General features: G+C 40.7%; 22 protein-coding genes and 1 pseudogene. All 23 read left to right on the top strand.

The window, feature by feature from the left end; all coding sequences use genetic code 11:
* Positions 1 to 29: 29 nt before the first annotated feature.
* The 23 genes and pseudogenes from plsX to topA all read left to right on the top strand — a co-directional run bounded on the left by plsX (position 30) and on the right by topA (position 21,201).
* Positions 30 to 1,031 carry a phosphate acyltransferase PlsX gene (gene plsX / locus MUG87_RS06015; protein WP_247086472.1) on the top strand — a complete coding sequence of 334 codons (1,002 nt, stop codon included), beginning with the start codon at positions 30 to 32 and terminating at the stop codon, positions 1,029 to 1,031.
* Position 1,032: 1 nt separating this feature from the next.
* A complete protein-coding gene (fabD, locus tag MUG87_RS06010; protein ID WP_247086470.1) occupies positions 1,033 to 1,974 on the top strand; it encodes an ACP S-malonyltransferase in 942 nt (313 codons plus the stop codon).
* 2 nt (positions 1,975 to 1,976) lie between these two features.
* Complete coding sequence (fabG, locus tag MUG87_RS06005) at positions 1,977 to 2,717, top strand: 3-oxoacyl-[acyl-carrier-protein] reductase (RefSeq protein WP_247086468.1); 741 nt, start codon at positions 1,977 to 1,979, stop codon at positions 2,715 to 2,717.
* Between the two features lie 96 nt (positions 2,718 to 2,813).
* Entirely contained in the window at positions 2,814 to 3,047 is a 234-nt protein-coding gene (acpP, locus tag MUG87_RS06000) for an acyl carrier protein (RefSeq protein WP_124563639.1), read from the top strand.
* Positions 3,048 to 3,116: 69 nt separating this feature from the next.
* Entirely contained in the window at positions 3,117 to 3,854 is a 738-nt protein-coding gene (gene rnc, locus MUG87_RS05995) for a ribonuclease III (protein WP_247086466.1), read from the top strand.
* A gap of 50 nt (positions 3,855 to 3,904) precedes the next feature.
* Positions 3,905 to 7,465 carry a chromosome segregation protein SMC gene (gene smc, locus MUG87_RS05990; protein ID WP_247086464.1) on the top strand — a complete coding sequence of 1,187 codons (3,561 nt, stop codon included), beginning with the start codon at positions 3,905 to 3,907 and terminating at the stop codon, positions 7,463 to 7,465.
* 15 nt (positions 7,466 to 7,480) lie between these two features.
* Positions 7,481 to 8,464 (top strand): signal recognition particle-docking protein FtsY, encoded by a 984-nt coding sequence (gene ftsY / locus MUG87_RS05985; protein WP_247086462.1) that lies wholly within the window; start codon positions 7,481 to 7,483, stop codon positions 8,462 to 8,464.
* Positions 8,465 to 8,572: 108 nt separating this feature from the next.
* Positions 8,573 to 8,902 (top strand): putative DNA-binding protein, encoded by a 330-nt coding sequence (locus MUG87_RS05980; RefSeq protein WP_247086460.1) that lies wholly within the window; start codon positions 8,573 to 8,575, stop codon positions 8,900 to 8,902.
* 12 nt (positions 8,903 to 8,914) lie between these two features.
* Positions 8,915 to 10,258: a signal recognition particle protein gene (ffh, locus tag MUG87_RS05975; RefSeq protein ID WP_247086458.1), complete on the top strand. Its 1,344-nt coding sequence runs from the start codon at positions 8,915 to 8,917 to the stop codon at positions 10,256 to 10,258.
* Positions 10,259 to 10,373: 115 nt separating this feature from the next.
* Positions 10,374 to 10,646 (top strand): 30S ribosomal protein S16, encoded by a 273-nt coding sequence (rpsP, locus tag MUG87_RS05970; protein ID WP_124563645.1) that lies wholly within the window; start codon positions 10,374 to 10,376, stop codon positions 10,644 to 10,646.
* Between the two features lie 4 nt (positions 10,647 to 10,650).
* On the top strand, positions 10,651 to 10,878 hold the full coding sequence (locus MUG87_RS05965) for a KH domain-containing protein (protein ID WP_247086456.1): 228 nt from the start codon (positions 10,651 to 10,653) through the stop codon (positions 10,876 to 10,878).
* Positions 10,879 to 11,019: 141 nt separating this feature from the next.
* Positions 11,020 to 11,532, top strand: a complete 513-nt coding sequence (gene rimM, locus MUG87_RS05960; protein ID WP_247086454.1) for a ribosome maturation factor RimM — start codon at positions 11,020 to 11,022, stop codon at positions 11,530 to 11,532.
* Positions 11,532 to 12,263 carry a tRNA (guanosine(37)-N1)-methyltransferase TrmD gene (trmD, locus tag MUG87_RS05955; protein ID WP_247087536.1) on the top strand — a complete coding sequence of 244 codons (732 nt, stop codon included), beginning with the start codon at positions 11,532 to 11,534 and terminating at the stop codon, positions 12,261 to 12,263. Before rimM ends, trmD begins: the two co-directional genes overlap by 1 nt.
* A gap of 245 nt (positions 12,264 to 12,508) precedes the next feature.
* Complete coding sequence (gene rplS, locus MUG87_RS05950) at positions 12,509 to 12,853, top strand: 50S ribosomal protein L19 (protein ID WP_247086452.1); 345 nt, start codon at positions 12,509 to 12,511, stop codon at positions 12,851 to 12,853.
* Between the two features lie 62 nt (positions 12,854 to 12,915).
* Positions 12,916 to 13,470: a signal peptidase I gene (gene lepB, locus MUG87_RS05945; protein ID WP_247086450.1), complete on the top strand. Its 555-nt coding sequence runs from the start codon at positions 12,916 to 12,918 to the stop codon at positions 13,468 to 13,470.
* 12 nt (positions 13,471 to 13,482) lie between these two features.
* Entirely contained in the window at positions 13,483 to 14,340 is an 858-nt protein-coding gene (gene ylqF / locus MUG87_RS05940) for a ribosome biogenesis GTPase YlqF (protein WP_247086448.1), read from the top strand.
* A gap of 41 nt (positions 14,341 to 14,381) precedes the next feature.
* Complete coding sequence (locus tag MUG87_RS05935; protein ID WP_247086446.1) at positions 14,382 to 15,146, top strand: ribonuclease HII; 765 nt, start codon at positions 14,382 to 14,384, stop codon at positions 15,144 to 15,146.
* A 38-nt stretch (positions 15,147 to 15,184) separates the two neighbouring features.
* Positions 15,185 to 15,473: pseudogene (locus MUG87_RS05930) on the top strand (RNA-guided endonuclease TnpB family protein); the annotation flags it as partial.
* Between the two features lie 30 nt (positions 15,474 to 15,503).
* On the top strand, positions 15,504 to 15,623 hold the full coding sequence (locus MUG87_RS05925; RefSeq protein ID WP_247087534.1) for an SDR family oxidoreductase: 120 nt from the start codon (positions 15,504 to 15,506) through the stop codon (positions 15,621 to 15,623).
* A gap of 203 nt (positions 15,624 to 15,826) precedes the next feature.
* Complete coding sequence (sucC, locus tag MUG87_RS05920; RefSeq protein WP_247086444.1) at positions 15,827 to 16,987, top strand: ADP-forming succinate--CoA ligase subunit beta; 1,161 nt, start codon at positions 15,827 to 15,829, stop codon at positions 16,985 to 16,987.
* A 19-nt stretch (positions 16,988 to 17,006) separates the two neighbouring features.
* Entirely contained in the window at positions 17,007 to 17,909 is a 903-nt protein-coding gene (gene sucD / locus MUG87_RS05915; protein ID WP_247086442.1) for a succinate--CoA ligase subunit alpha, read from the top strand.
* A 197-nt stretch (positions 17,910 to 18,106) separates the two neighbouring features.
* Positions 18,107 to 18,973: a DNA-processing protein DprA gene (gene dprA / locus MUG87_RS05910; protein WP_247087532.1), complete on the top strand. Its 867-nt coding sequence runs from the start codon at positions 18,107 to 18,109 to the stop codon at positions 18,971 to 18,973.
* 152 nt (positions 18,974 to 19,125) lie between these two features.
* Entirely contained in the window at positions 19,126 to 21,201 is a 2,076-nt protein-coding gene (gene topA / locus MUG87_RS05905; protein ID WP_247086440.1) for a type I DNA topoisomerase, read from the top strand.
* Positions 21,202 to 21,222 lie beyond the last annotated feature (21 nt).

Genomic DNA, 21,222 nt, shown 5'->3' with positions numbered 1-21,222 from the left:
TATTCAGACAGAAAAGTGAGGAACAAGTCATGAAAATTGCAATTGATGCTATGGGAGGCGATCATGCACCTAAAACAGTTGTTCTTGGTGCGATGAAAGCAATTCAAACATACAGAGATTTACATATTACTCTAGTGGGAAACGAACAAGAAATTCGTAAGTATTTGCAACAAACGGAGCGTATTTCTATTTTGCACACAGATGAGGTCATTGAGGCAACAGAAGAGCCAGTACGTGCGGTAAGAAGAAAAAAAGGTGCATCCTTAGTACTGATGGCGCAAGAAGTAAAAGAAGGTCGAGCTGATGCTTGCATTTCAGCTGGTAGCACCGGAGCATTAATGGCAGCGGGGTTATTTGTTGTCGGACGTATAGCCGGTATTGAACGACCAGCCTTGTCTCCTACCATGCCGACAATTGACGGTAGAGGATTCGTTATGCTTGATGTGGGTGCTAATGTGGATGCAAAACCAACGCATTTATATCAATATGCAGTTATGGGTTCTATTTATGCGGAAAAAGTGAGGGGCGTTGCGAAGCCACGAGTTGGTCTTTTAAATGTTGGCACGGAAGATGGGAAGGGAAATGAGCTAACAAAAAAAGCATTTGCAATGCTCAAAGAGTCCGATCTCAACTTTATTGGCAACATAGAGGCACGTGACTTATTGCAGGGAGTTGCCGATGTTGTCGTGTGTGATGGCTTTACAGGGAATGTAGCGCTTAAATCCATTGAAGGTACGGCTTTATCTGTTTTTTCAATGCTGAAAGCACAACTCACAAGCTCGTTCACCAGCAAGCTGGCAGCTGCTGTTTTAAAGCCTAAGCTAATGGGGTTAAAGCAACAAATGGATTATTCAGAGTACGGCGGAGCTGCCTTATTTGGATTAAAGGCACCGGTGATTAAAGCCCACGGTTCTTCAGATGAGCAGGCTATTTTCAGCGCGATCCGTCAAACAAGAGAAATGGTTGAAAAACAAGTTACGCCAACGATTACAACAATGATTGAGGAGGCGTCACTAAAAGAGGAGGAATAATATGGGGAAACTGGCATTTCTATTTCCAGGACAAGGCTCACAGGCCATCGGTATGGGCAAGCAGTTAGCTGATGTATCTAAAGAAGCGGCATCTGTGTTTCAACAAGCAAATGAAGTGCTGCAAACAAATTTGAGTGAGCTGATGTTTGCAGGGTCGCAGGAAGAGTTGACAAAAACAACAAACGCGCAGCCTGCTTTATTAACAGTGAGTGCGGCCATTCTTGCGGCAATGGAACAATATGCTGTTACACCGGATTATGTGGCAGGTCACAGTCTGGGGGAATATAGCGCACTTGTGGCGGCGAAGGCTATTTCATTTGCTGACGGCGTATATGCTGTCCGAAAACGAGGAGAGTACATGGAAGAAGCAGTTCCTGACGGTCAAGGTGCTATGGCTGCTATATTGGGTATGGATGTTGCCAAACTTGTTGATGTCACGGAAACGGTGACAAAGTCCGGCCATTCTGTGCAAATTGCCAATATGAACAGTGCAAGTCAAATTGTCATATCTGGTACAAAAACCGGAGTAGAGCTCGCAGCTGCAGCGGCAAAAGAGAAAGGAGCAAAACGTGCTATTATGCTTCGTGTCAGCGGACCGTTTCATTCTGAGTTGATGCGCCCTGCGGCAGATAAATTTCGTTCTGTCTTATCGGATATTACCATTAGAGATGCAGAGGTACCAGTTATTAGCAATGTGACAGGAGAAATTGTAACTGCTAAAGAAGAGATTCAAGAACGCTTAGTACAACAATTATACTCACCCGTTCAATGGTATCCGTCCATTGAAAAAATGGTTGCACTTGGCGTAGATACTTTTGTCGAAATTGGACCTGGAAAAGTACTTGCCGGTTTAATGAAATCTATTGCTCCTTCCGCTAAGACATATGCAATATACGATGAAGATACGATGAAATACACAATTTCCCAGTTGAGAGGAGAATAAGCATGCTAACAGGTCAAGTTGCATTAGTGACGGGGGCATCTCGAGGAATTGGACGTGCTGTCGCTCTTGATTTAGCCAGACAGGGTGCTAGCATCATTGTTAACTATGCAGGGAATGAAGTAAAGGCTAACGAAGTAGTTGATGAAATAAAAGCTCTAGGATCAGCAGCAATTGCAGTCAAGGCTGATGTGGCAAATGGAGAAGAAGTTGCAGAACTGATTAAAACAGCCACAGACGCATTCGGTAAAATTGATATTTTAGTCAATAATGCTGGTATTACGAAAGATAATTTGCTCATGCGAATGAAAGAAGAAGAATGGGATGCAGTCATCAACACGAATTTAAAAGGCGTGTTTTTATGTACAAAAGCTGTATCTCGTCTGATGATGCGTCAACGCTATGGTCGCATTATTAATGTAGCATCAGTAGTGGGTGTAACAGGAAATCCGGGACAAGCAAACTATGTGGCAGCAAAAGCTGGTGTTATTGGCTTTACAAAAACAGCTGCAAAGGAATTGGCAGCTCGTAATATCACGGTAAACGCCATTGCGCCCGGCTTTATTGTAACCGATATGACGGATATATTATCTGAAGGTATTAAAGACGACTTGTTAAAGCTTATTCCACTCGCCAAGCTTGGTGCAGCTGAAGATATTGCAAATGCTGTTACGTTCTTGGCGTCAGAAAAAAGCGGCTATATCACCGGGCAAACCTTGCATGTAGATGGCGGAATGGCTATGTAAAAGTTTTTATTGTATGATTGTTTCAATGGAACATTGATTTCGCCTAGTTTTTTTGTAAAATATTTAATATAATGACTTGAGGGGAGGTGAACAGGCATGGCAGATGTTTTAGAGCGTGTAACGAAAATTATCGTTGACCGTCTAGGTGTAGACGAGACTGAAGTGGCACCTTCTGCAAGCTTTAAAGAAGATTTAGGGGCAGATTCCCTTGATGTTGTAGAACTTGTAATGCAATTAGAAGACGAGTTTGAAATGGAAATTTCTGATGAAGACGCAGAAAAGATTGCTACTGTTGGTGATGCTGTTTCTTACATAGAGAGCCACCTATAAGAGTATGAGCAAGTCCCTTGATACAGGGGGCTTGCTTTTAGCATATTGCGGGCGGATATGGAGGGGCCTATGCCGTACAGACGACAGAGAGATAAGAGAACTGAATTGAAATATCGAGAAGCATTTAAAAAGTTTCAAGACGACATTGGGATTGTATTCAAAAATGAAAGATTGCTAATTCAAGCTTTCACGCATTCATCGTATGTGAATGAGCATCGTAAAAAACCTCATGAAGATAACGAGCGTTTGGAATTTTTGGGTGATGCAGTGCTTGAGCTCACAGTTTCACAATATTTGTTTCAAAAGTACCCGACAATGAGTGAAGGAGAATTGACAAAAATGCGCGCAGCTATCGTGTGTGAACCATCGCTTGTGCGATTTGCCAATGAGCTTTCCTTCGGTAACCTAGTTCTTCTTGGTAAAGGTGAGGAAATGACTGGAGGACGAGAACGTCCAGCGTTGCTAGCTGACGTATTTGAGGCGTTTATCGGCGCTCTGTACTTAGACCAGGGGCTTGAAACGGTATGGGGCTTTTTGAAAAACATTGTATATCCAAAAATCAACGATGGTGCTTTTTCTCATGTGATGGATTTTAAAAGTCAGCTTCAGGAACTCATTCAGCGTGACGGAAGCGGTAGCATTGAATATCAGATTTTGCAAGAAAAGGGTCCAGCACATAATAGAGAGTTTGTGTCGCGTGTGACATTAAACGGGTCCGCTTTAGGACTTGGCAGCGGTAGATCGAAAAAAGAAGCGGAGCAACATGCTGCTGAAGAAGCTTTAAAAAAATTAAAAGAACATCAATAGTGCAATCCCCCTTGTGAGAGGGGGATTCGTTGCGATAGGGGGAGTACATCATGTTCCTCAAAAGATTAGAAATAGCCGGATTTAAATCTTTTGCTGAAAGAGTGTCCATTGATTTCGTTCCTGGTGTCACAGCTGTAGTGGGACCAAACGGAAGTGGGAAAAGTAATATAACAGATGCAATCAGATGGGTTCTTGGCGAACAATCTGTAAAGTCTTTGCGCGGTGCCAAAATGGAAGATGTTATTTTTGCAGGAAGCGATTCCCGCAGGGCCCTAAATGTGGCTGAGGTGACACTGACACTTGATAATGAAGATGAACGCTTACCGGTAGCGTATAGCGAAGTCAGTGTAACGAGACGAGTGTATCGTTCTGGTGAGAGTGATTTCTTTATAAATAAACAGTCATGTCGCTTAAAAGATATTGTGGACTTATTTATGGATTCCGGTATGGGACGGGAAGCTTTCTCTATTATTAGTCAGGGGAAAGTAGAGCAAATTTTAAGCAGCAAGGCAGAGGATAGACGCAGTATTTTTGAGGAAGCAGCAGGTGTATTAAAGTATAAAACACGCAAAAAAAAGGCAGAAGCGAAGCTTGAAGAGACCCAAGAAAACTTACATCGTGTAGAAGACATTATTCATGAGCTGAGCGCACAAATTGAGCCGCTTCGCATGCAGGCATCCGCAGCAAAGGATTATTTAGAGCAAAAAGAAGCGCTGGAACAAGTAGAGGCTGCTTTGATTGTACATGAGATTGAAGAATTGCATAAAAAGTGGGAGAAGTTACTTGCAGAGCTGGAACAAAACAAAGAAAGAGAATTGCAGCTAGCTACAAAACTGCAAAAAGATGAAGCTTTTATTGAAGAATTACGCTCTCAGGTACAGGCTGTAGATGAATCAGTTGCTTCTTTGCAGGAAGTTTTGCTTTTAACAAGCAAAGAGTTGGAGAAATTGGAGGGACAGCGGGAGCTTTTAAAAGAAAGAAAGAAAAATGCAAGTGCCCATTCAGTGCAACTGCAAGAAAGTATTGATGCGTTAGTGTCCAAGCTTGCTGGATATGAGAAAAATATTGTCTACGAGAATCAAGTGTTGCATAGGATGAAAGAACATGTGGCAGAGATTAAGCAGAAATTAGAGGAAAAAGAAATTGCAATTGCCAATTTAGAACAGAACTTAGATGAGCAAATTGAGTCATTAAAAGCAGATTATATTGAAGTTTTAAATGAACAGGCTGGCTATCGCAATGAATTGGTGATGCTTGAGGAACAAGCGGGACAATATGCATTTAAAAATAAGCGCCTAGATGAAGAAAACGCCAAGTATCTTCAGTTAAGAAAGGAAGTGCAAGCCAAAAAAGAGCGCTTAATTTTCCAATATCAAGAAATGGAAACCAATACGCAAAATACCATGCATTTGTTGCGAGAAACAGAACATGCATTAGAACAGCGCAAAAAGCAATGTGCGATAGATGAAAGCAAGCTGTATCAAGCATATCAATTTTTACAACAAATGCGTTCCAGAAAAGAAATGTTGGAAGAAATGCAAGAGGATTACGCCGGATTTTATCAAGGTGTGCGTGAAGTGTTAAGAGCACGAGGCACTGCGCTACAAGGAATTGAAGGAGCTGTTGCGGAACTCATTGCAGTACCTCAAAAATATGAAGTTGCGATTGAAACGACACTAGGTGCTGCTATGCAACATGTTGTAGTAGAAACAGAAGCGCATGGTCGTGCAGCCATCGCTTTTCTAAAAACAAATCAATACGGGAGAGCAACATTTTTGCCGCTGCGTGTAATGAAAGGAAAGAATATTGGTGCAGAAGTATTACATACAGCTCAGCAGCATCCGGCATTTTTAGGTGTAGCTGCCGATTTGGTTCAATATGATCCAAAATATAAAGCAATTGTTTACAATTTGCTAGGTACTGTTTTAGTAACAGCGGATTTAAAAGCAGCGAATGAATTAGCACGTCTCATACAGTATCGCTATCGTATTGTTACTCTAGACGGAGATATTGTAAATCCAGGAGGTGCTATGACTGGTGGTGCTGTAAAGCAGGCACGCACATCGCTGCTTGGCAGACAGCGTGAGCTGGAAACAACTGTTGAAAAGCTAAAAGATATGGAGGCAAAAACGCATGCTCTAGAGAAGCTGGTTCGTGAAGCAAAGCGTGAGATAGAAGAAAAGGAAATTCTTCTTGCCAAGCTTCGTCAGCAATTGGATGAAATACGCCCGAATGAGCAAAAGCTAGTAGCTGAGTTGGCACAGGTAGAATCTGAGGAACAAAGGGTGAACGAGCGCCTTTCTATGTATGATTTAGAGATGGAAGGGTTCCAAGAAGATGAGTTAAAGGTAAAAGAGCGTCAGAGTCAATTAAAAGACAAGCTCGTACTCATTCAGAAAAATCTTCAAAATATGGATGAAAACCTTGCTAAGCTGACTAAACGAAAGCAGGAACAAGCTGCCTTGCGGGATAGACTGCAAGCGGAAATAACTGATTTAAAGGTACAAGATGCACAACAACAACAAAGGTTGTCTAATCAACAGGAAAAAACAATTCGACTGAGAGAAGAGCAAAACGAAACAACCGAATTGCTGACAAAAACACGAGAAGACCTCTTGTTCTTAAAGCAAGAGATGAGCTCAAATTCAAGTGGCGAGCAGCAAATTGAAAAGCGTATCATGCAGAAAGCACAGGATAGTGAGCAAACAACAGAATTAATAAGTACGCGGCGTAAACAACGTTTTGAGATGCAGGGCAAATTGGAAAGTTTAGAATTGGAAACGCGTGAAACAAAACGAAATCATAAGTACTTGTTGGATGTCACCAAAGATCAAGAGGTACAAGCAAATCGTTTAGACGTAGAGCTTGAAAATAGGTTACAACACTTGCGTGAAGAATATGGTGTATCATTTGAAGCTGCCAAAGTAAAATATCCAATGCTAATAACTGCCGAGGAAGCGCGTAAAAAAGTCCGCCTTGTCAAAACATCAATTGAAGAGTTAGGCACTGTAAACTTAGGTGCAATCGATGAATATGATAGAGTTTCAGAACGTTATACGTTTCTTCTTACACAGCGCGACGATCTGCGTGAAGCAAAGGAGACGTTACACCAGGTCATTGGAGAAATGGATGAAGAAATGAAAAAGCGTTTCTCTTTTACGTTTGAGGCCATTCGAGCAGAATTCCAATTTATCTTTAAAGAATTGTTTGGCGGTGGGCGCGCTGACCTTGTTTTGACTGATACAAAAGATATTCTGCATACAGGAGTTGATATTGTAGCACAACCTCCTGGTAAGAAGCTGCAGAATCTTGGGCTGTTATCAGGCGGAGAGCGTGCTTTGACTGCAATTGCGCTACTGTTTGCTATTTTAAAGGTACGACCTGTACCGTTTTGTGTACTAGATGAGGTAGAAGCCGCTCTTGATGAAGCAAATGTAGCACGCTTTGCACAGTATTTAAAGCGATTCAGTAATGAAACGCAATTTATTGTTATTACGCACCGAAAAGGTACAATGGAAGAATGTGATGTTCTCTATGGTGTGACAATGCAAGAGTCGGGTGTGTCTAAGCTGGTATCAGTTCGATTAGATGAGCCGGTTACAAATGAATAGAGAGGAAGAATATGCATGAGTTTTTTTAAAAAGTTAAAAGAAACGATTTCACGACAAACAGATGCTGTTACGGAGAAATTTAAAAGTGGGCTTGAGAAAACCCGTAATTCCTTTTCAGAAAAAGTGAACGATCTCGTGTTTCGTTACAGAAAAGTAGATGAAGATTTCTTTGAAGAGCTGGAAGAAATCTTAATTGGTGCGGATGTTGGTATTACAACAGTTATGGATTTAATAGATCAGCTGAAAGAAGAAGTGCAGCGTCGTAATATTCAAGACCCACGTGATTTACAAAGTGTTATTTCTGAAAAACTCATTGCCATTTATAGAGGCGGTGAAGAATTTAGTAATGAATTGAACATGCAAGACGGACTAACTGTTATCTTATTTGTTGGGGTAAACGGTGTAGGGAAGACGACAACCATTGGCAAGCTTGCACATAAGCTTAAGGGTGAGGGGAAATCGGTCGTAATGGCAGCTGGGGATACATTCCGGGCCGGTGCAATTGAGCAATTAGAGGTATGGGGAGAACGCGTTGGTGTAGATGTTATTAAACAAGCGCCCGGTTCAGATCCGGCGGCTGTGATGTATGACGCAATTCAAGCAGCGAAAGCGCGCAAGGCAGACGTACTTCTTTGTGATACAGCAGGTCGTTTGCAAAATAAGGTAAACTTGATGAAAGAGCTTGAAAAAGTAAAACGTGTTATTGAACGTGAGGTGCCTGGTGCACCGCATGAAGTACTGCTAGTAATTGATGCGACAACAGGCCAAAATGGATTGAGCCAAGCGAAAACATTCCGTGAAGCAACAGACGTGTCTGGGATCGTCTTAACAAAGCTTGATGGTACAGCAAAAGGCGGTATTGTGCTAGCGATTCGCAAAGAAATGAGTGTACCTGTTAAGTTTGTAGGGTTAGGGGAAAAAATGGATGATCTGCAACAGTTTGATCCAGAGCAGTATGTATACGGATTGTTTGCAGATTTAGTGGAGACAGCGGAGTAAAGAGACATTCTTTTATAAAGAGTGTGCAAGGGAAAAAGCTTGACAGTGTATTCGACAACTTGTAAACTAAGTTTGTAAAGGTAATTCACTTAACAAAGGATGATAACCATGCTCGAAAAAACAACGAGAATGAACTATTTATTTGATTTTTATCAATCGTTGTTAACACCGAAGCAACGGAGCTATATGTCGCTGTATTATCTAGACGACTATTCACTTGGAGAAATTGCTGAGGAATTTGAAGTAAGCCGTCAAGCGGTGTATGATAATATAAAGCGTACAGAAGCAATGCTTGAGGAGTATGAAGATAAGCTGTTACTGTTGAAAAAGTTCCAAGATCGTAAGCAGCTTCTTGTAAAACTTAAAGACTTAATCAGCAACGAGCATGTACATGAAGAAGTGAAACAAGTTGTTGAAGCTATTGAAAAATTAGAATAGGAGGGCGGCACTATGGCATTTGAGGGATTAGCCGACCGACTTCAACAGACATTACAAAAAATTCGCGGCAAAGGGAAAGTAACCGAGGCTGACGTAAAAGAAATGATGCGCGAAGTGCGCCTTGCTTTATTAGAAGCAGACGTAAATTTTAAAGTAGTAAAAGATTTTGTCAAACGGGTATCAGAGCGCGCAATTGGACAAGACGTAATGAAGAGTCTTACGCCGGGACAACAAGTCATCAAGGTTGTTCAAGAAGAATTAACCGAGTTGATGGGTGGATCTGAGAGTAAGATTGCCGTTGCTAAGCGTCCGCCGACAGTCATCATGATGGTCGGATTACAAGGTGCCGGTAAAACGACAACAACGGGAAAACTTGCAAATTTATTACGTAAAAAGTATAATCGTAAGCCTTTACTTGTTGCTGCTGATATTTATCGTCCTGCTGCCATTAAGCAGCTTGAAACACTTGGTAAGCAGCTTGATATGCCTGTATTTTCACTAGGAGATAAAATAAGTCCTGTGGAAATTGCAAGACAAGCAATTGAAAAAGCAAAAGAAGAGCATCATGATTATGTTCTGATTGATACAGCAGGGCGTCTGCATATTGATGAAGAGCTAATGGATGAATTACAACAGGTTAAGGAATTGTCTAAGCCTGACGAAATCTTCCTTGTTGTTGATGCAATGACAGGACAAGATGCTGTAAATGTTGCCCAAAGTTTCCATGATCAACTTGGCTTAACAGGGGTTGTTCTTACAAAACTAGATGGTGATACACGCGGTGGTGCGGCCCTTTCTATTAAAGCAGTAACAGGAACACCGATTAAGTTTGTTGGTATGGGTGAAAAATTGGATGCACTTGAAACCTTCCATCCGGAGCGCATGGCTTCGCGTATTTTAGGTATGGGGGACGTACTTACGCTTATTGAAAAAGCGCAGTTTGCAGTTGACGAAGAGAAAGCAAAAGAATTAGAACAGAAAATGCGTTCTTTATCCTTTACACTTGATGATTTCTTGGAGCAACTCGGACAAGTACGTAAATTGGGACCTTTGGATGAAATTCTTGGTATGCTTCCGGGAGCAAATAAAATCAAAGGTTTAAAAAATGCCCAGGTTGATGAAAAACAAATTGGGCATGTTGAAGCTATCATTCGTTCTATGACAACAGCGGAACGAGAACAGCCAGAAATCATTAATGCTAGTCGTAAAAAACGAATTGCAAAGGGAAGCGGTACAACTGTACAAGAAGTGAATCGCTTGCTGAAGCAATTTGAAGACATGAAAAAGATGATGAAGGCCATGACAAATATGCAAAAAGGTAAGAAAAAAGGCGGATTTAAGTTTCCGTTCATGTAAGAAAGAAAGAAAGTATAGAAAAAATGATGCCTGTTAAGAAATTTTACTTTACAAAGGGTCATCACTTTTGCTAATATTATTATCTGTGTGAAACATATTCGGAGGTGCTTTATAAATGGCAGTTAAAATTCGTTTAAAACGTATGGGAGCTAAAAAATCTCCTTTCTATCGTGTAGTTGTTGCAGATGCTCGTTCTCCTCGTGACGGACGTTTCATCGAAGAAATTGGTTACTACAATCCAGTAGCACAACCAGCTGAAGTTAAAATCAACGAAGAACTTGCGTTGAAATGGTTACAAAACGGTGCGAAGCCATCTGATACAGTTCGCAACTTGTTCTCTAACCAAGGAATTCTTGAGAAATTCCATTTAGCTAAACAAGGTAAGTAATCTGATGACAGGGTTAATCGAAACGATTGTAAAAGCCCTTGTGGATCATCCTGAAGATGTATTGGTTACACAAGATTCCAATAACGGAAGTATCACGTATCGATTAACTGTACATCCTGAGGATGTAGGGAAAGTCATTGGAAAGCAAGGGCGTATCGCGAAAGCTATTCGAACAGTCGTTTATGCGGCTGGTCATAGCAAAAGTGAAAAAATTACGCTCGAGATTATGTAAAAGGGAGAGGACTTACGTGCCTCTCCCTTTTATTAATTGTTTTATTGTTTGGACAACCTAAATGAGAGATACTACAAACAAGCTTAATTACAGTGTGCAAGTGTAGCATACTATACATATAAAAGCAGGAGTTGAGATCGCATGACAAAGTGGTTTAACGTAGGAAAGATTGTAAATACACATGGCATTCGCGGGGAGGTTCGTGTTATTTCTCGTACAGATTTTCCGGAAGAACGCTATAAAGTAGGAAATATATTGTATATTTGGAGAGAAAAAAATGAGCCGCTTCCTGTAACAATCACCTCCCATCGCCGCCATAAAAATTTTGATCTATTAACCTTTGAAGGCTATACTAATGTAAATGAAGTGGAAGTATTTAAAGGTTCTATTTTAAAGGTACCTGATAGTCAGCTTGGTGAATTGCCTGAGAACGAATACTACTATCACGAAATTATTGGATGTACTGTAGTGACCGAAGACGGAGATGAACTGGGTAAAATCAAAGAGATTTTAGCGCCAGGTGCGAACGATGTATGGGTTGTAAAACTGACGAATGGTAAAGAAGCATATATTCCATATATTGAACAGGTTGTGCTTAAAGTGGATGTAAAAGAAAAGATGGTAACAATTCATCTGATGGAAGGCTTGCTGTGATGAAAATTGATATTTTAACGCTGTTTCCTGAAATGTTTTCCGGTGTATTTGGATCATCCATTTTAAAGAAGGCACAAGAAAAAGAAGCCGTTTCAATTAATGTAATTAATTTTCGTGACTATTCTACAAGCAAGCATGGCAGTGTGGATGATTATCCTTATGGCGGAGGTGCCGGTATGGTGTTAGCTCCGCAGCCTATTTTTGATGCTGTAGAGGCAACAAAAGGTGACAGTGCCCCTCGTGTTATCTTGATGTGTCCGCAAGGGGAAAGATTAACACAGCAAAAGGCTGAGGAACTCGCTAAGGAAAAGCATCTGATTTTTATATGCGGTCATTATGAAGGGTATGATGAGCGCATTCGCGAGCATCTTGTTACGGATGAAATTTCAATTGGGGATTTTGTGCTGACTGGCGGAGAATTGGCTGCTATGGTTGTGACTGACAGTGTCGTCCGTCTTTTGCCTGAAGTCATTACAGCGGAGTCACATATGAAGGATTCCTTCAGTACTGGCTTGCTTGAACACCCTCATTACACACGTCCAGCAGAGTTTCGCGGTTTGAAGGTGCCCGAAGTATTAACATCTGGTAATCATAAAAAAATAGATGAATGGCGCCATAAAGAATCGTTGCGACGTACATACTTGCGTCGCCCTGACCTATTAGCAGGAAAAGAGCTAACAAAGCAAGAAAAGCAATGGGTGGAAGAATTTAAATATGAATCCAAAGAGTAAATAGCAGTTGAATAGTTTGTCTGTATTATCGTTCGTGCCGAGAATCGTACTCTCAAGCTACGTTAACCCATAGAGAAGCAGCTTGGTATGTATTAAAAAAGTGCAAGTTTTTCACCTTTACACCTCTTGCAACCTATTTTTAAATATGCTATTATAACACTTGTGACTTATAGAGTCCGTAACCACGATGTTCCGCTGCGGCATAAGACTGGTAAGAGCATCCGTTTGGAAGGAGAGAAAGAAACATGCAAAATTTAATCGCAGAAATCACGAAAGGTCAATTGAAAACTGATCTTCCTAGCTTCCGCCCTGGTGATACAGTACGTGTACACGTTAAGGTAGTTGAGGGAACTCGTGAGAGAATTCAGCTTTTTGAAGGTGTTGTAATTAAGCGTCGCGGTGGCGGCATCAGCGAAACTTTCATCGTTCGTAAAGTATCTTACGGCGTGGGCGTTGAGCGTACATTCCCTGTACACACACCAAAAATTGCTAAGCTTGAAGTATTGCGTCGCGGTAAAGTACGTCGCGCGAAACTGTACTACTTGCGTAACCTTCGCGGTAAAAAAGCACGTATTAAAGAAATTCGATAAGATAAGTATGGGAGCTTGTGTTTGCAAGCTCCCTTTTTCCAATCATATTGGAGGTACAGCATATGGCTAAAAAAAGTCAAACATGGGAATGGATAAAGGCGGTTATTATTGCAGTTGCGCTAGCTTTCGTAATTCGTTACATATTTTTTGCTCCTATTTTGGTTGATGGCGTATCTATGATGCCAACATTGCACGATCGTGACCGTATGATTGTAAATAAGATTGGCTACCGAATTGGCGAACCAAAACGATTTGATATTATTGTTTTTAAAGCAACGGAAGAAAAAGACTATATCAAGCGTATCATTGGCTTGCCTGGTGATCAAATTGAATATAAAAATGATCAGCTCTATGTTAATGGAAAACTATATAAAGAGCCTTATTTAGACGAATATAAGAAAGAGGTTACGGACGGCCCGTTAACGTACGACTTTACACTAGAAGAAGTAACTGGCGAGAAAACTGTACCAAAGGGACAATTGTTTGTTTTAGGTGATAATCGTCGTTTTAGCAAAGACAGTCGTACAATTGGGACGATTTCCATGAAACAAGTAATTGGAAAAACCAATATTGTATACTGGCCTATTCCTGATATACGTATTATTAAACAACCGTAAGAAGGTGACAACATGACAATTCAATGGTTTCCGGGACATATGGCGAAAGCGAGAAGGCAGATTACAGAGAAACTAAAGTTCATTGATGTGGTAATTGAACTCGTAGATGCTCGTTTGCCTGCTTCGTCAAGAAATCCGATGATAGATGAAATTGTTTCCCACAAGCCCCGTTTAATCGTGTTAAATAAGGCGGATATGGCAGATGAAACAATGACTAGAAAGTGGCTTCAACATTTTGAGAGTAAAGGTTTTAAAGCAATCTCTATTAATGCACAAGCTGGACAAGGTATGAAAGAGATTGCTGCAGCATCAAAAGATCTTGTCAAAGAAAAATTTGATAAGCTTATAGCTAAGGGAGTAAAGCCGCGTGCGGTGCGTGCACTTATTGTTGGTATTCCGAATGTTGGAAAATCGACATTGATTAATAAGCTGGCCAAGAAAAATATTGCAAAAACCGGAGACCGTCCCGGTGTAACGACTGCACAACAATGGATTAAGGTAGGAAAGGAACTAGAACTTTTGGATACCCCAGGTGTACTTTGGCCTAAGTTCGAAGACCAGCTTGTTGGACAACGACTTGCGGCAACAGGTGCAATCAAAGATTCCATTTTAAACTTACAAGATGTTGCAGTGTATGCACTTCGTTTTTTAACGGAACACTATCCAAAACAACTGCAAGAACGATTTGGACTGGATGTTATTCCAGAAGATATTGTCGAACTGTTTGATGAAATTGGAAAGCGCCGCGGTTGTTTAATGGGTGGCGGTATGATTGATTATGATAAAACAGCTGAGCTTGTATTAAGAGAGCTACGTGCGGGAAAAATCGGTCGTTTTACGTTCGAAGATCCAGAGCTATTAGAAGAATAAAGGTACGCATAGGCGTACCTTTTTTATATGAGGTGTGATGTATGAAACAAACAATGAAGGATATTGAAGTGCTGCTTACTGAAATTACAGATGAACAAGATGCTCGTTTTTCAGAGCTGCTTCAAGATGAGCGAAAAGGGGTACAGCGTTTAATTGCAAAATGGCGTAAGCAAAAAGAGCAGACTGAGAGAGAACAGGCTGTATTTAGAGAAATGTCACAATATGAACAAACATTGCGAGCTGCTGGAGTACAATATATTGCTGGCGTAGATGAAGTTGGCAGAGGACCGCTAGCAGGTCCTGTTGTGGCAGCTGCTGTTATATTGCCCCCGGATTTTTATCTGCCAGGCATTAATGATTCAAAAAAGCTAAGTGAGGTAAAGAGAGAAGAGTTTAGCCGTTATATTGAAGAGCATGCGCTTGCCATAGCTGTAGGGATTATAGATGCGGATGTTATTGATACAGTGAATATATATCAAGCAACGAAATTGGCCATGCAAAAAGCAATTAACGAACTTGCCATCCAGCCTGAGCATCTCTTAATTGATGCGATGGAGTTACCGCTCGAGTTGCCGCAAACCTCCATTATCAAGGGAGATGCTAAAAGTATTTCTATTGCAGCTGCCTCTATCATAGCTAAGGTGGCACGAGATAATATGATGAAGGAATTAGGAGAGCAGCATCCGGCTTACGGTTTTCAAAGGCATATGGGATATGGAACAAAAGAGCATTTGGAAGCCATCGTAGCACATGGTATCCTGCCGGTGCACAGAAAATCTTTCGCTCCTATTAAAGATCAGCTCTAACTTTGTGCGGCGCCTTATACTGGAAATATGGAAGTATTATGGCGTTACTTGTATCTGAAATGGTAAAGGAAAAGAAAAGTACAAAGAAATCAAGCAAAGATATTCCCGTCAATTTGCCGAGTGCAGTTAAGAATCAAGCGATTAAAGATGCTAAAAGTGTGTTTCAGAAAGCAAAAAAGTAAGTATTCTATTATTCCTGTTCTTAAGAAACCTGTTTGCGTGTGGAACAACCAAAACTATTCGTTTGGCTTCTTGCATATCTCACTCACTCTCATGGTAGATGGAAAGGCGAAGAAAACACCGATTCGTGCTTTGTTGATTGATAAGGCAAAGGAGCAGATTTTGCAAGGTGTGCCAATGGGACGCCTTGGCGGAGAGGATGATTTAAAGGGAGTGGCTCTTTTCTTTGCCTCTGATGCTTCTAAATATGTAACAGGACAAGTGTTAGAGGTAGATGTCGGTGCTACAGCTCTATAAAAATATGATACTTATAAAATGTTTTTTAAACCCTTTGTATACAACAAAGGGTTTTCTTTGATAGAAAAGACTGTTTTTCTGAATTGAAAAATATTTTTAGAATATTTTCATTCTTGTAACTTTCTTCTAGACAGCCAGTGTCGAATTTTATACAATGAAAACGAAAAGTTTTTATTTTTGCCACAAACGGGGAGGATGGGACCATGAATATCCATGAGTATCAGGGAAAAGAGATCCTTAGAAACTATGGGGTGAGCGTTCCGAATGGAAAGGTTGCATTTACAGTAGAAGAAGCTGTAGAAGCAGCTAAGGAATTGGGAACAGATGTATGTGTCGTAAAAGCGCAAATCCACGCAGGCGGACGCGGTAAAGCCGGCGGTGTTAAAGTAGCAAAAAATTTAGATGAGGTTCGTACATATGCCGGAGAAATTCTTGGCAAAACGCTAATTACTCATCAAACAGGTCCAGAAGGTAAGGAAGTAAAGCGCTTACTTATCGAAGAGGGCTGCGATATTAAAAAGGAATATTACATTGGACTAGTGCTTGATCGTGCAACTTCTCAAGTGGTGCTGATGGCTTCAGAAGAAGGTGGCACGGAGATTGAAGAAGTGGCTGAACAAACACCTGAAAAAATCTTTAAGGAATATATTGATCCTGCTGTTGGATTACAAGGATTCCAAGCGCGTCGTATCGCGTTTAACATCAATATTCCAAAAGAGCTTGTGAACCAGGCTGTTAAATTTATGATGGGTCTATACAGTGCCTTTATTGAAAAAGATTGTTCTATCGCAGAGATCAATCCACTTGTTGTAACAGGTGATGGTAAAGTAATGGCCTTGGATGCAAAGTTAAACTTCGATTCTAACGCTTTATATCGTCATCCTGATGTGTTGGCGTACCGTGACCTTGATGAAGAAGATCCAAAAGAAGTAGAAGCATCTAAATATGATTTGAACTACATCTCCTTAGATGGAAATATTGGCTGCATGGTAAATGGTGCTGGATTAGCAATGGCGACAATGGACATTATTAAACATTACGGCGGAGACCCTGCAAACTTCTTAGATGTTGGTGGCGGCGCGACTGCGGAAAAAGTAACAGAAGCATTTAAAATTATTCTTTCTGACAAGAATGTAAAAGGTATTTTTGTAAATATCTTTGGTGGCATTATGAAATGCGATGTTATTGCAAACGGCGTAGTAGAAGCAACAAAGCAAGTAGGTCTTGAGTTACCTCTTGTTGTGCGTCTAGAAGGAACAAACGTAGAATTAGGAAAGAAAATTTTGAATGAGTCCGGTTTAAACATTACGGCTGCCGAATCTATGGCAGACGGAGCACAAAAAATCGTTTCGCTTGTAGGCTAATAGAAGGCGGGGGAGAAAGATGAGTGTATTTATCAATAAAGATACGAAAGTAATCGTACAAGGTATTACAGGAAAGCAAGGGCTTTTCCATGCGACACAGATGCTCGAGTATGGAACAAAAATTGTTGGCGGTACATCTCCTGGTAAAGGCGGTACAGAGGTAATTGGCGTACCTGTATTCAATACGGTAGAAGAGGCAGTAAAAGCGACAGGTGCAAATGCTTCAGTTATCTACGTTCCACCTGCGTTTGCTGCAGACTCTATCATGGAAGCTGTAGATGCAGAGCTTGACCTAGTAGTATGTATTACAGAAGGTATTCCAGTCCTTGATATGGTAAAAGTGAAAAAATATATGGAGGGTAAAAAGACACGTTTGGTAGGTCCAAACTGCCCAGGTGTTATTACTCCAGAAGAATGTAAAATTGGTATTATGCCAGGATACATCCATATGAAGGGACATGTTGGTATCGTTTCTCGTTCTGGTACGCTAACGTACGAAGCAGTACATCAGTTGACACAAGCTGGAATTGGTCAATCTACTGCTGTTGGTATCGGCGGAGATCCTGTAAATGGTACAAATTTTATCGATGTATTAAAAGCGTTTAATGAAGATGAAGACACGCATGCTGTAATTATGATTGGTGAAATCGGCGGTACGGCTGAAGAAGAAGCAGCTGAATGGGTACGTGCTAATATGACAAAACCAGTTGTTGGCTTTATTGGTGGTCAAACAGCACCTCCAGGAAAGCGTATGGGTCATGCAGGCGCGATTATTTCTGGCGGCAAAGGAACAGCTGCGGAAAAAATCAGAGTAATGGAAGAATGTGGAATTAAGGTTGCTGAAACACCTTCTGTTATGGGCGAGACGTTAATTTCTGTTTTAAAAGAAAAAGGTTTATTTGAAACTTGCAAAGTAAACTAAAAAAGTCGGCTTCCCGTTTTGGGAGGCCTTTTCCTATGTGGGCTTATGTAGGCTCTTCGATTTATAAACAGCCGAGATGTATAGCACTTACGCGGCGGTGCTTTTTAGATTGTAGCTGAAGTTACATATCGTTCGTTCTTCTTTACTATCAAAAAGAATATTGGTTGCTTAATGTTTATATACGTTAACAAGGAGGAATTCTAGTGAAACAAAGATTACTGCATTTACATACGGCTCTGGCTGATCATTGGGGAGCTATTGCTAGGCTTTTACGCTATGATCCTGAGCTTGCTTTCCTCTATAATCTTTCCGCGCAAGAGCTCTCTCGCATTCTTCTTATCTCTCCAAAACTAAGTGCCTTTCTTTTTCAACATCTGCATAGTCCTGCTCTAACAGTTGTCCAAAGTGACTTACAAAGAAACAATGCTTTTTTTCTAACAATATGGGATGATGATTATCCGAATTTACTACGTGAGATCCCTGATCCTCCGTTTGTTTTATATGGCATGGGCAATCGTGAATTGCTACAACATCCTCGTAAAATAGCAGTAGTTGGAACGAGAAAACCGTCATCATATGGTATTAGCGGCATACAATCTATTCTAGCAAAGCTTTTACAAGAAGATTGGCTAGTTGTTAGTGGCATGGCGTACGGTATTGATATGGTCGCACATCTTGCCGCCTTGCAATATGATAGAAGCACAATTGCTGTGTTAGGAGGAGGTTTTAATCATATATATCCGGAAAGTAATTATAAAAAATTAAAAACATGGAACAATGTATTATTATTATCAGAATACCCGCCTTCATGGCAGCCGCAACGTTGGCGTTTTCCAAAACGAAATCGTATTGTGAGCGGTTTATCTAAAGGTGTAATCGTCGCTGAAGCACAAAGTCAAAGCGGCTCCTTAATTACGGCGGATTGTGCACTTGATCAAAATAGGGAAGTGTTTGCGCTGCCAGGTCCTTTATCGCTGAAGACAGCTACAGGGACCAATCATTTGATTCAACAGGGCGCAAAACTAGTGATGAATGCGCATGATATCCTTGAAGAGTTTTATTGAATGTACATGTATATATTTTTCTTTTTTATACAAGAAAGGTTGACAGACATGCTATCTCTCGTGTTATTTTATATTCATTCTGAATTGACAAAAAGAAGGCGAATCAATAATATTAATGAAGACTTGAATTCACCTCTTAAGGAGGAACTGGAATGTCGGATTATTTGGTAATCGTTGAGTCGCCGGCAAAGGCGAAAACGATAGAAAAATATTTAGGAAAAAAATACAAGGTAATAGCGTCTATGGGACACGTGCGAGATCTGCCGAAAAGTCAAATGGGCATTGAAATACAAAATCGTTTTACACCAAAGTACATTACGATTCGTGGAAAAGGTCCTGTTTTAAAAGACTTAAAAACAGCTGCAAAAAAAGCAAAGAAAATTTATTTAGCAGCTGACCCCGATCGTGAAGGGGAGGCGATTGCATGGCACTTAGCGCACACGTTACATGTGGATACAACTTCAGATTGCCGTGTGGTGTTCAATGAAATTACAAAAGACGCAATCAAGGAAGCTTTTAAAAAGCCCAGAGCTATTAACACAGATTTAGTAGATGCACAACAGGCACGTCGCGTATTGGATCGTCTGGTTGGTTATAATATTAGTCCTTTATTATGGAAGAAAGTGAAAAAAGGATTAAGTGCAGGTCGTGTTCAATCAGTGGCTGTGCGTTTAATTATTGAACGTGAAAAAGACATACAAGCATTTGTACCGGAAGAGTTTTGGACAATTAAAGCGGATTTGGTTAAAGGAAAAGACATATTTGAAGCTGCATTTTACGGTATAGATGGTAGCAAAATAGAACTTACGACAGAAGAGCAAGTAAATAGTGTGCTAGCGCGTTTGCAAAACAATGTATTCACCGTGGAGACAATTACTCGTAAAGAACGCAAAAGAAACCCTGCAGTTCCGTTTACGACATCCTCCTTGCAGCAGGAAGCGGCGCGCAAACTAAACATGCGCGCGAAAAAAACCATGATGCTAGCACAGCAGTTATATGAAGGAATTGAGATTGGAAAAGAAGGCACAGTCGGTTTAATTACGTATATGCGTACGGATTCTACTCGTATTTCTGAAACCGCACAAACAGAAGTACGTGGATATATTCAAGATAAGTTTGGAGAAGTCTTTGTTTCCAAAGAAAAACGAAAAGAAGCCAAAGGTAATGCACAAGATGCGCATGAGGCAATTCGTCCTTCCTCAGCACTGCGTAAGCCGGATGATTTAAAAGAGTATTTAAGTCGGGATCAGTACAGGTTGTATAAGCTTATTTGGGAACGTTTTGTAGCTAGTCAAATGGCACCTGCTGTTATGGATACAATGACGGTAACGCTTACAAATAATGGTGTGCAATTTAGGGCACATGGCTCGGTTGTCAAGTTTCCAGGGTTTATGAAGGTATATGTAGAATCCAGTGATGATGGTGCTGAAGAAAAAGATCGCATGCTACCGGAACTAACGGAAGAAGAAACAGTTTTTTCAAAAGATATGGAGCCAAAGCAGCACTTTACACAGCCTCCGCCGCGCTATACTGAAGCTCGTCTAGTGAGAACATTAGAAGAACTGGGTATAGGTCGTCCTTCTACATATGTGCCAACATTGGAGACGATCCAGAAGCGAGGTTACGTATCTCTTGATAATAAGAGGTTTGTACCGACTGAATTAGGTGAAATTGTTATTGAACTGATTTTGGAATTCTTTCCAGAAGTTATCAATATTGAATTTACCGCTAATATGGAAAGTAACCTGGATAAAATTGAAGATGGGCAAGCACAATGGGTCGAAGTAATAGAAGAGTTTTATCAAGGGTTTGAAAAGCATCTAGAAAAAGCTGAGAAAGAAATGCGTGAAGTGGAAATTAAGGATGAGCCGGCAGGAGAAGATTGTGAAGAGTGTGGCAACCCGATGGTATTTAAAATGGGGCGTTATGGTAAGTTTATGGCATGCTCTAATTTTCCAGATTGTAGGAACACAAAAGCTATTGTCAAAGAGATTGGTGTGGAATGCCCGAAGTGTAGTGAGGGTCAAATTATTGAACGTCGTAGCAATAAGAAAAAGCGTATCTTTTATGGATGTAGCGAGTTTCCCGGATGCGATTTTGTTTCTTGGGACAAACCGATTGGACGGAAGTGTCCAAAATGCGAGGGAATGCTTGTCGAGAAGAAGTTAAAAAAAGGTGTGCAAGTACAATGCGTCTCTTGTGACTATGAAGAAGAACAGCAAATGTGAGCCATATTGCTCACATTTTTT

It is taken from the genome of Ectobacillus sp. JY-23 (assembly GCF_023022965.1).
Lineage (GTDB): Bacteria > Bacillota > Bacilli > Bacillales > Bacillaceae_G > Ectobacillus.
The sequence above is the reverse complement of the archived record's forward strand: the minus strand, read 5'-3'. Positions and strand labels throughout refer to the sequence as shown.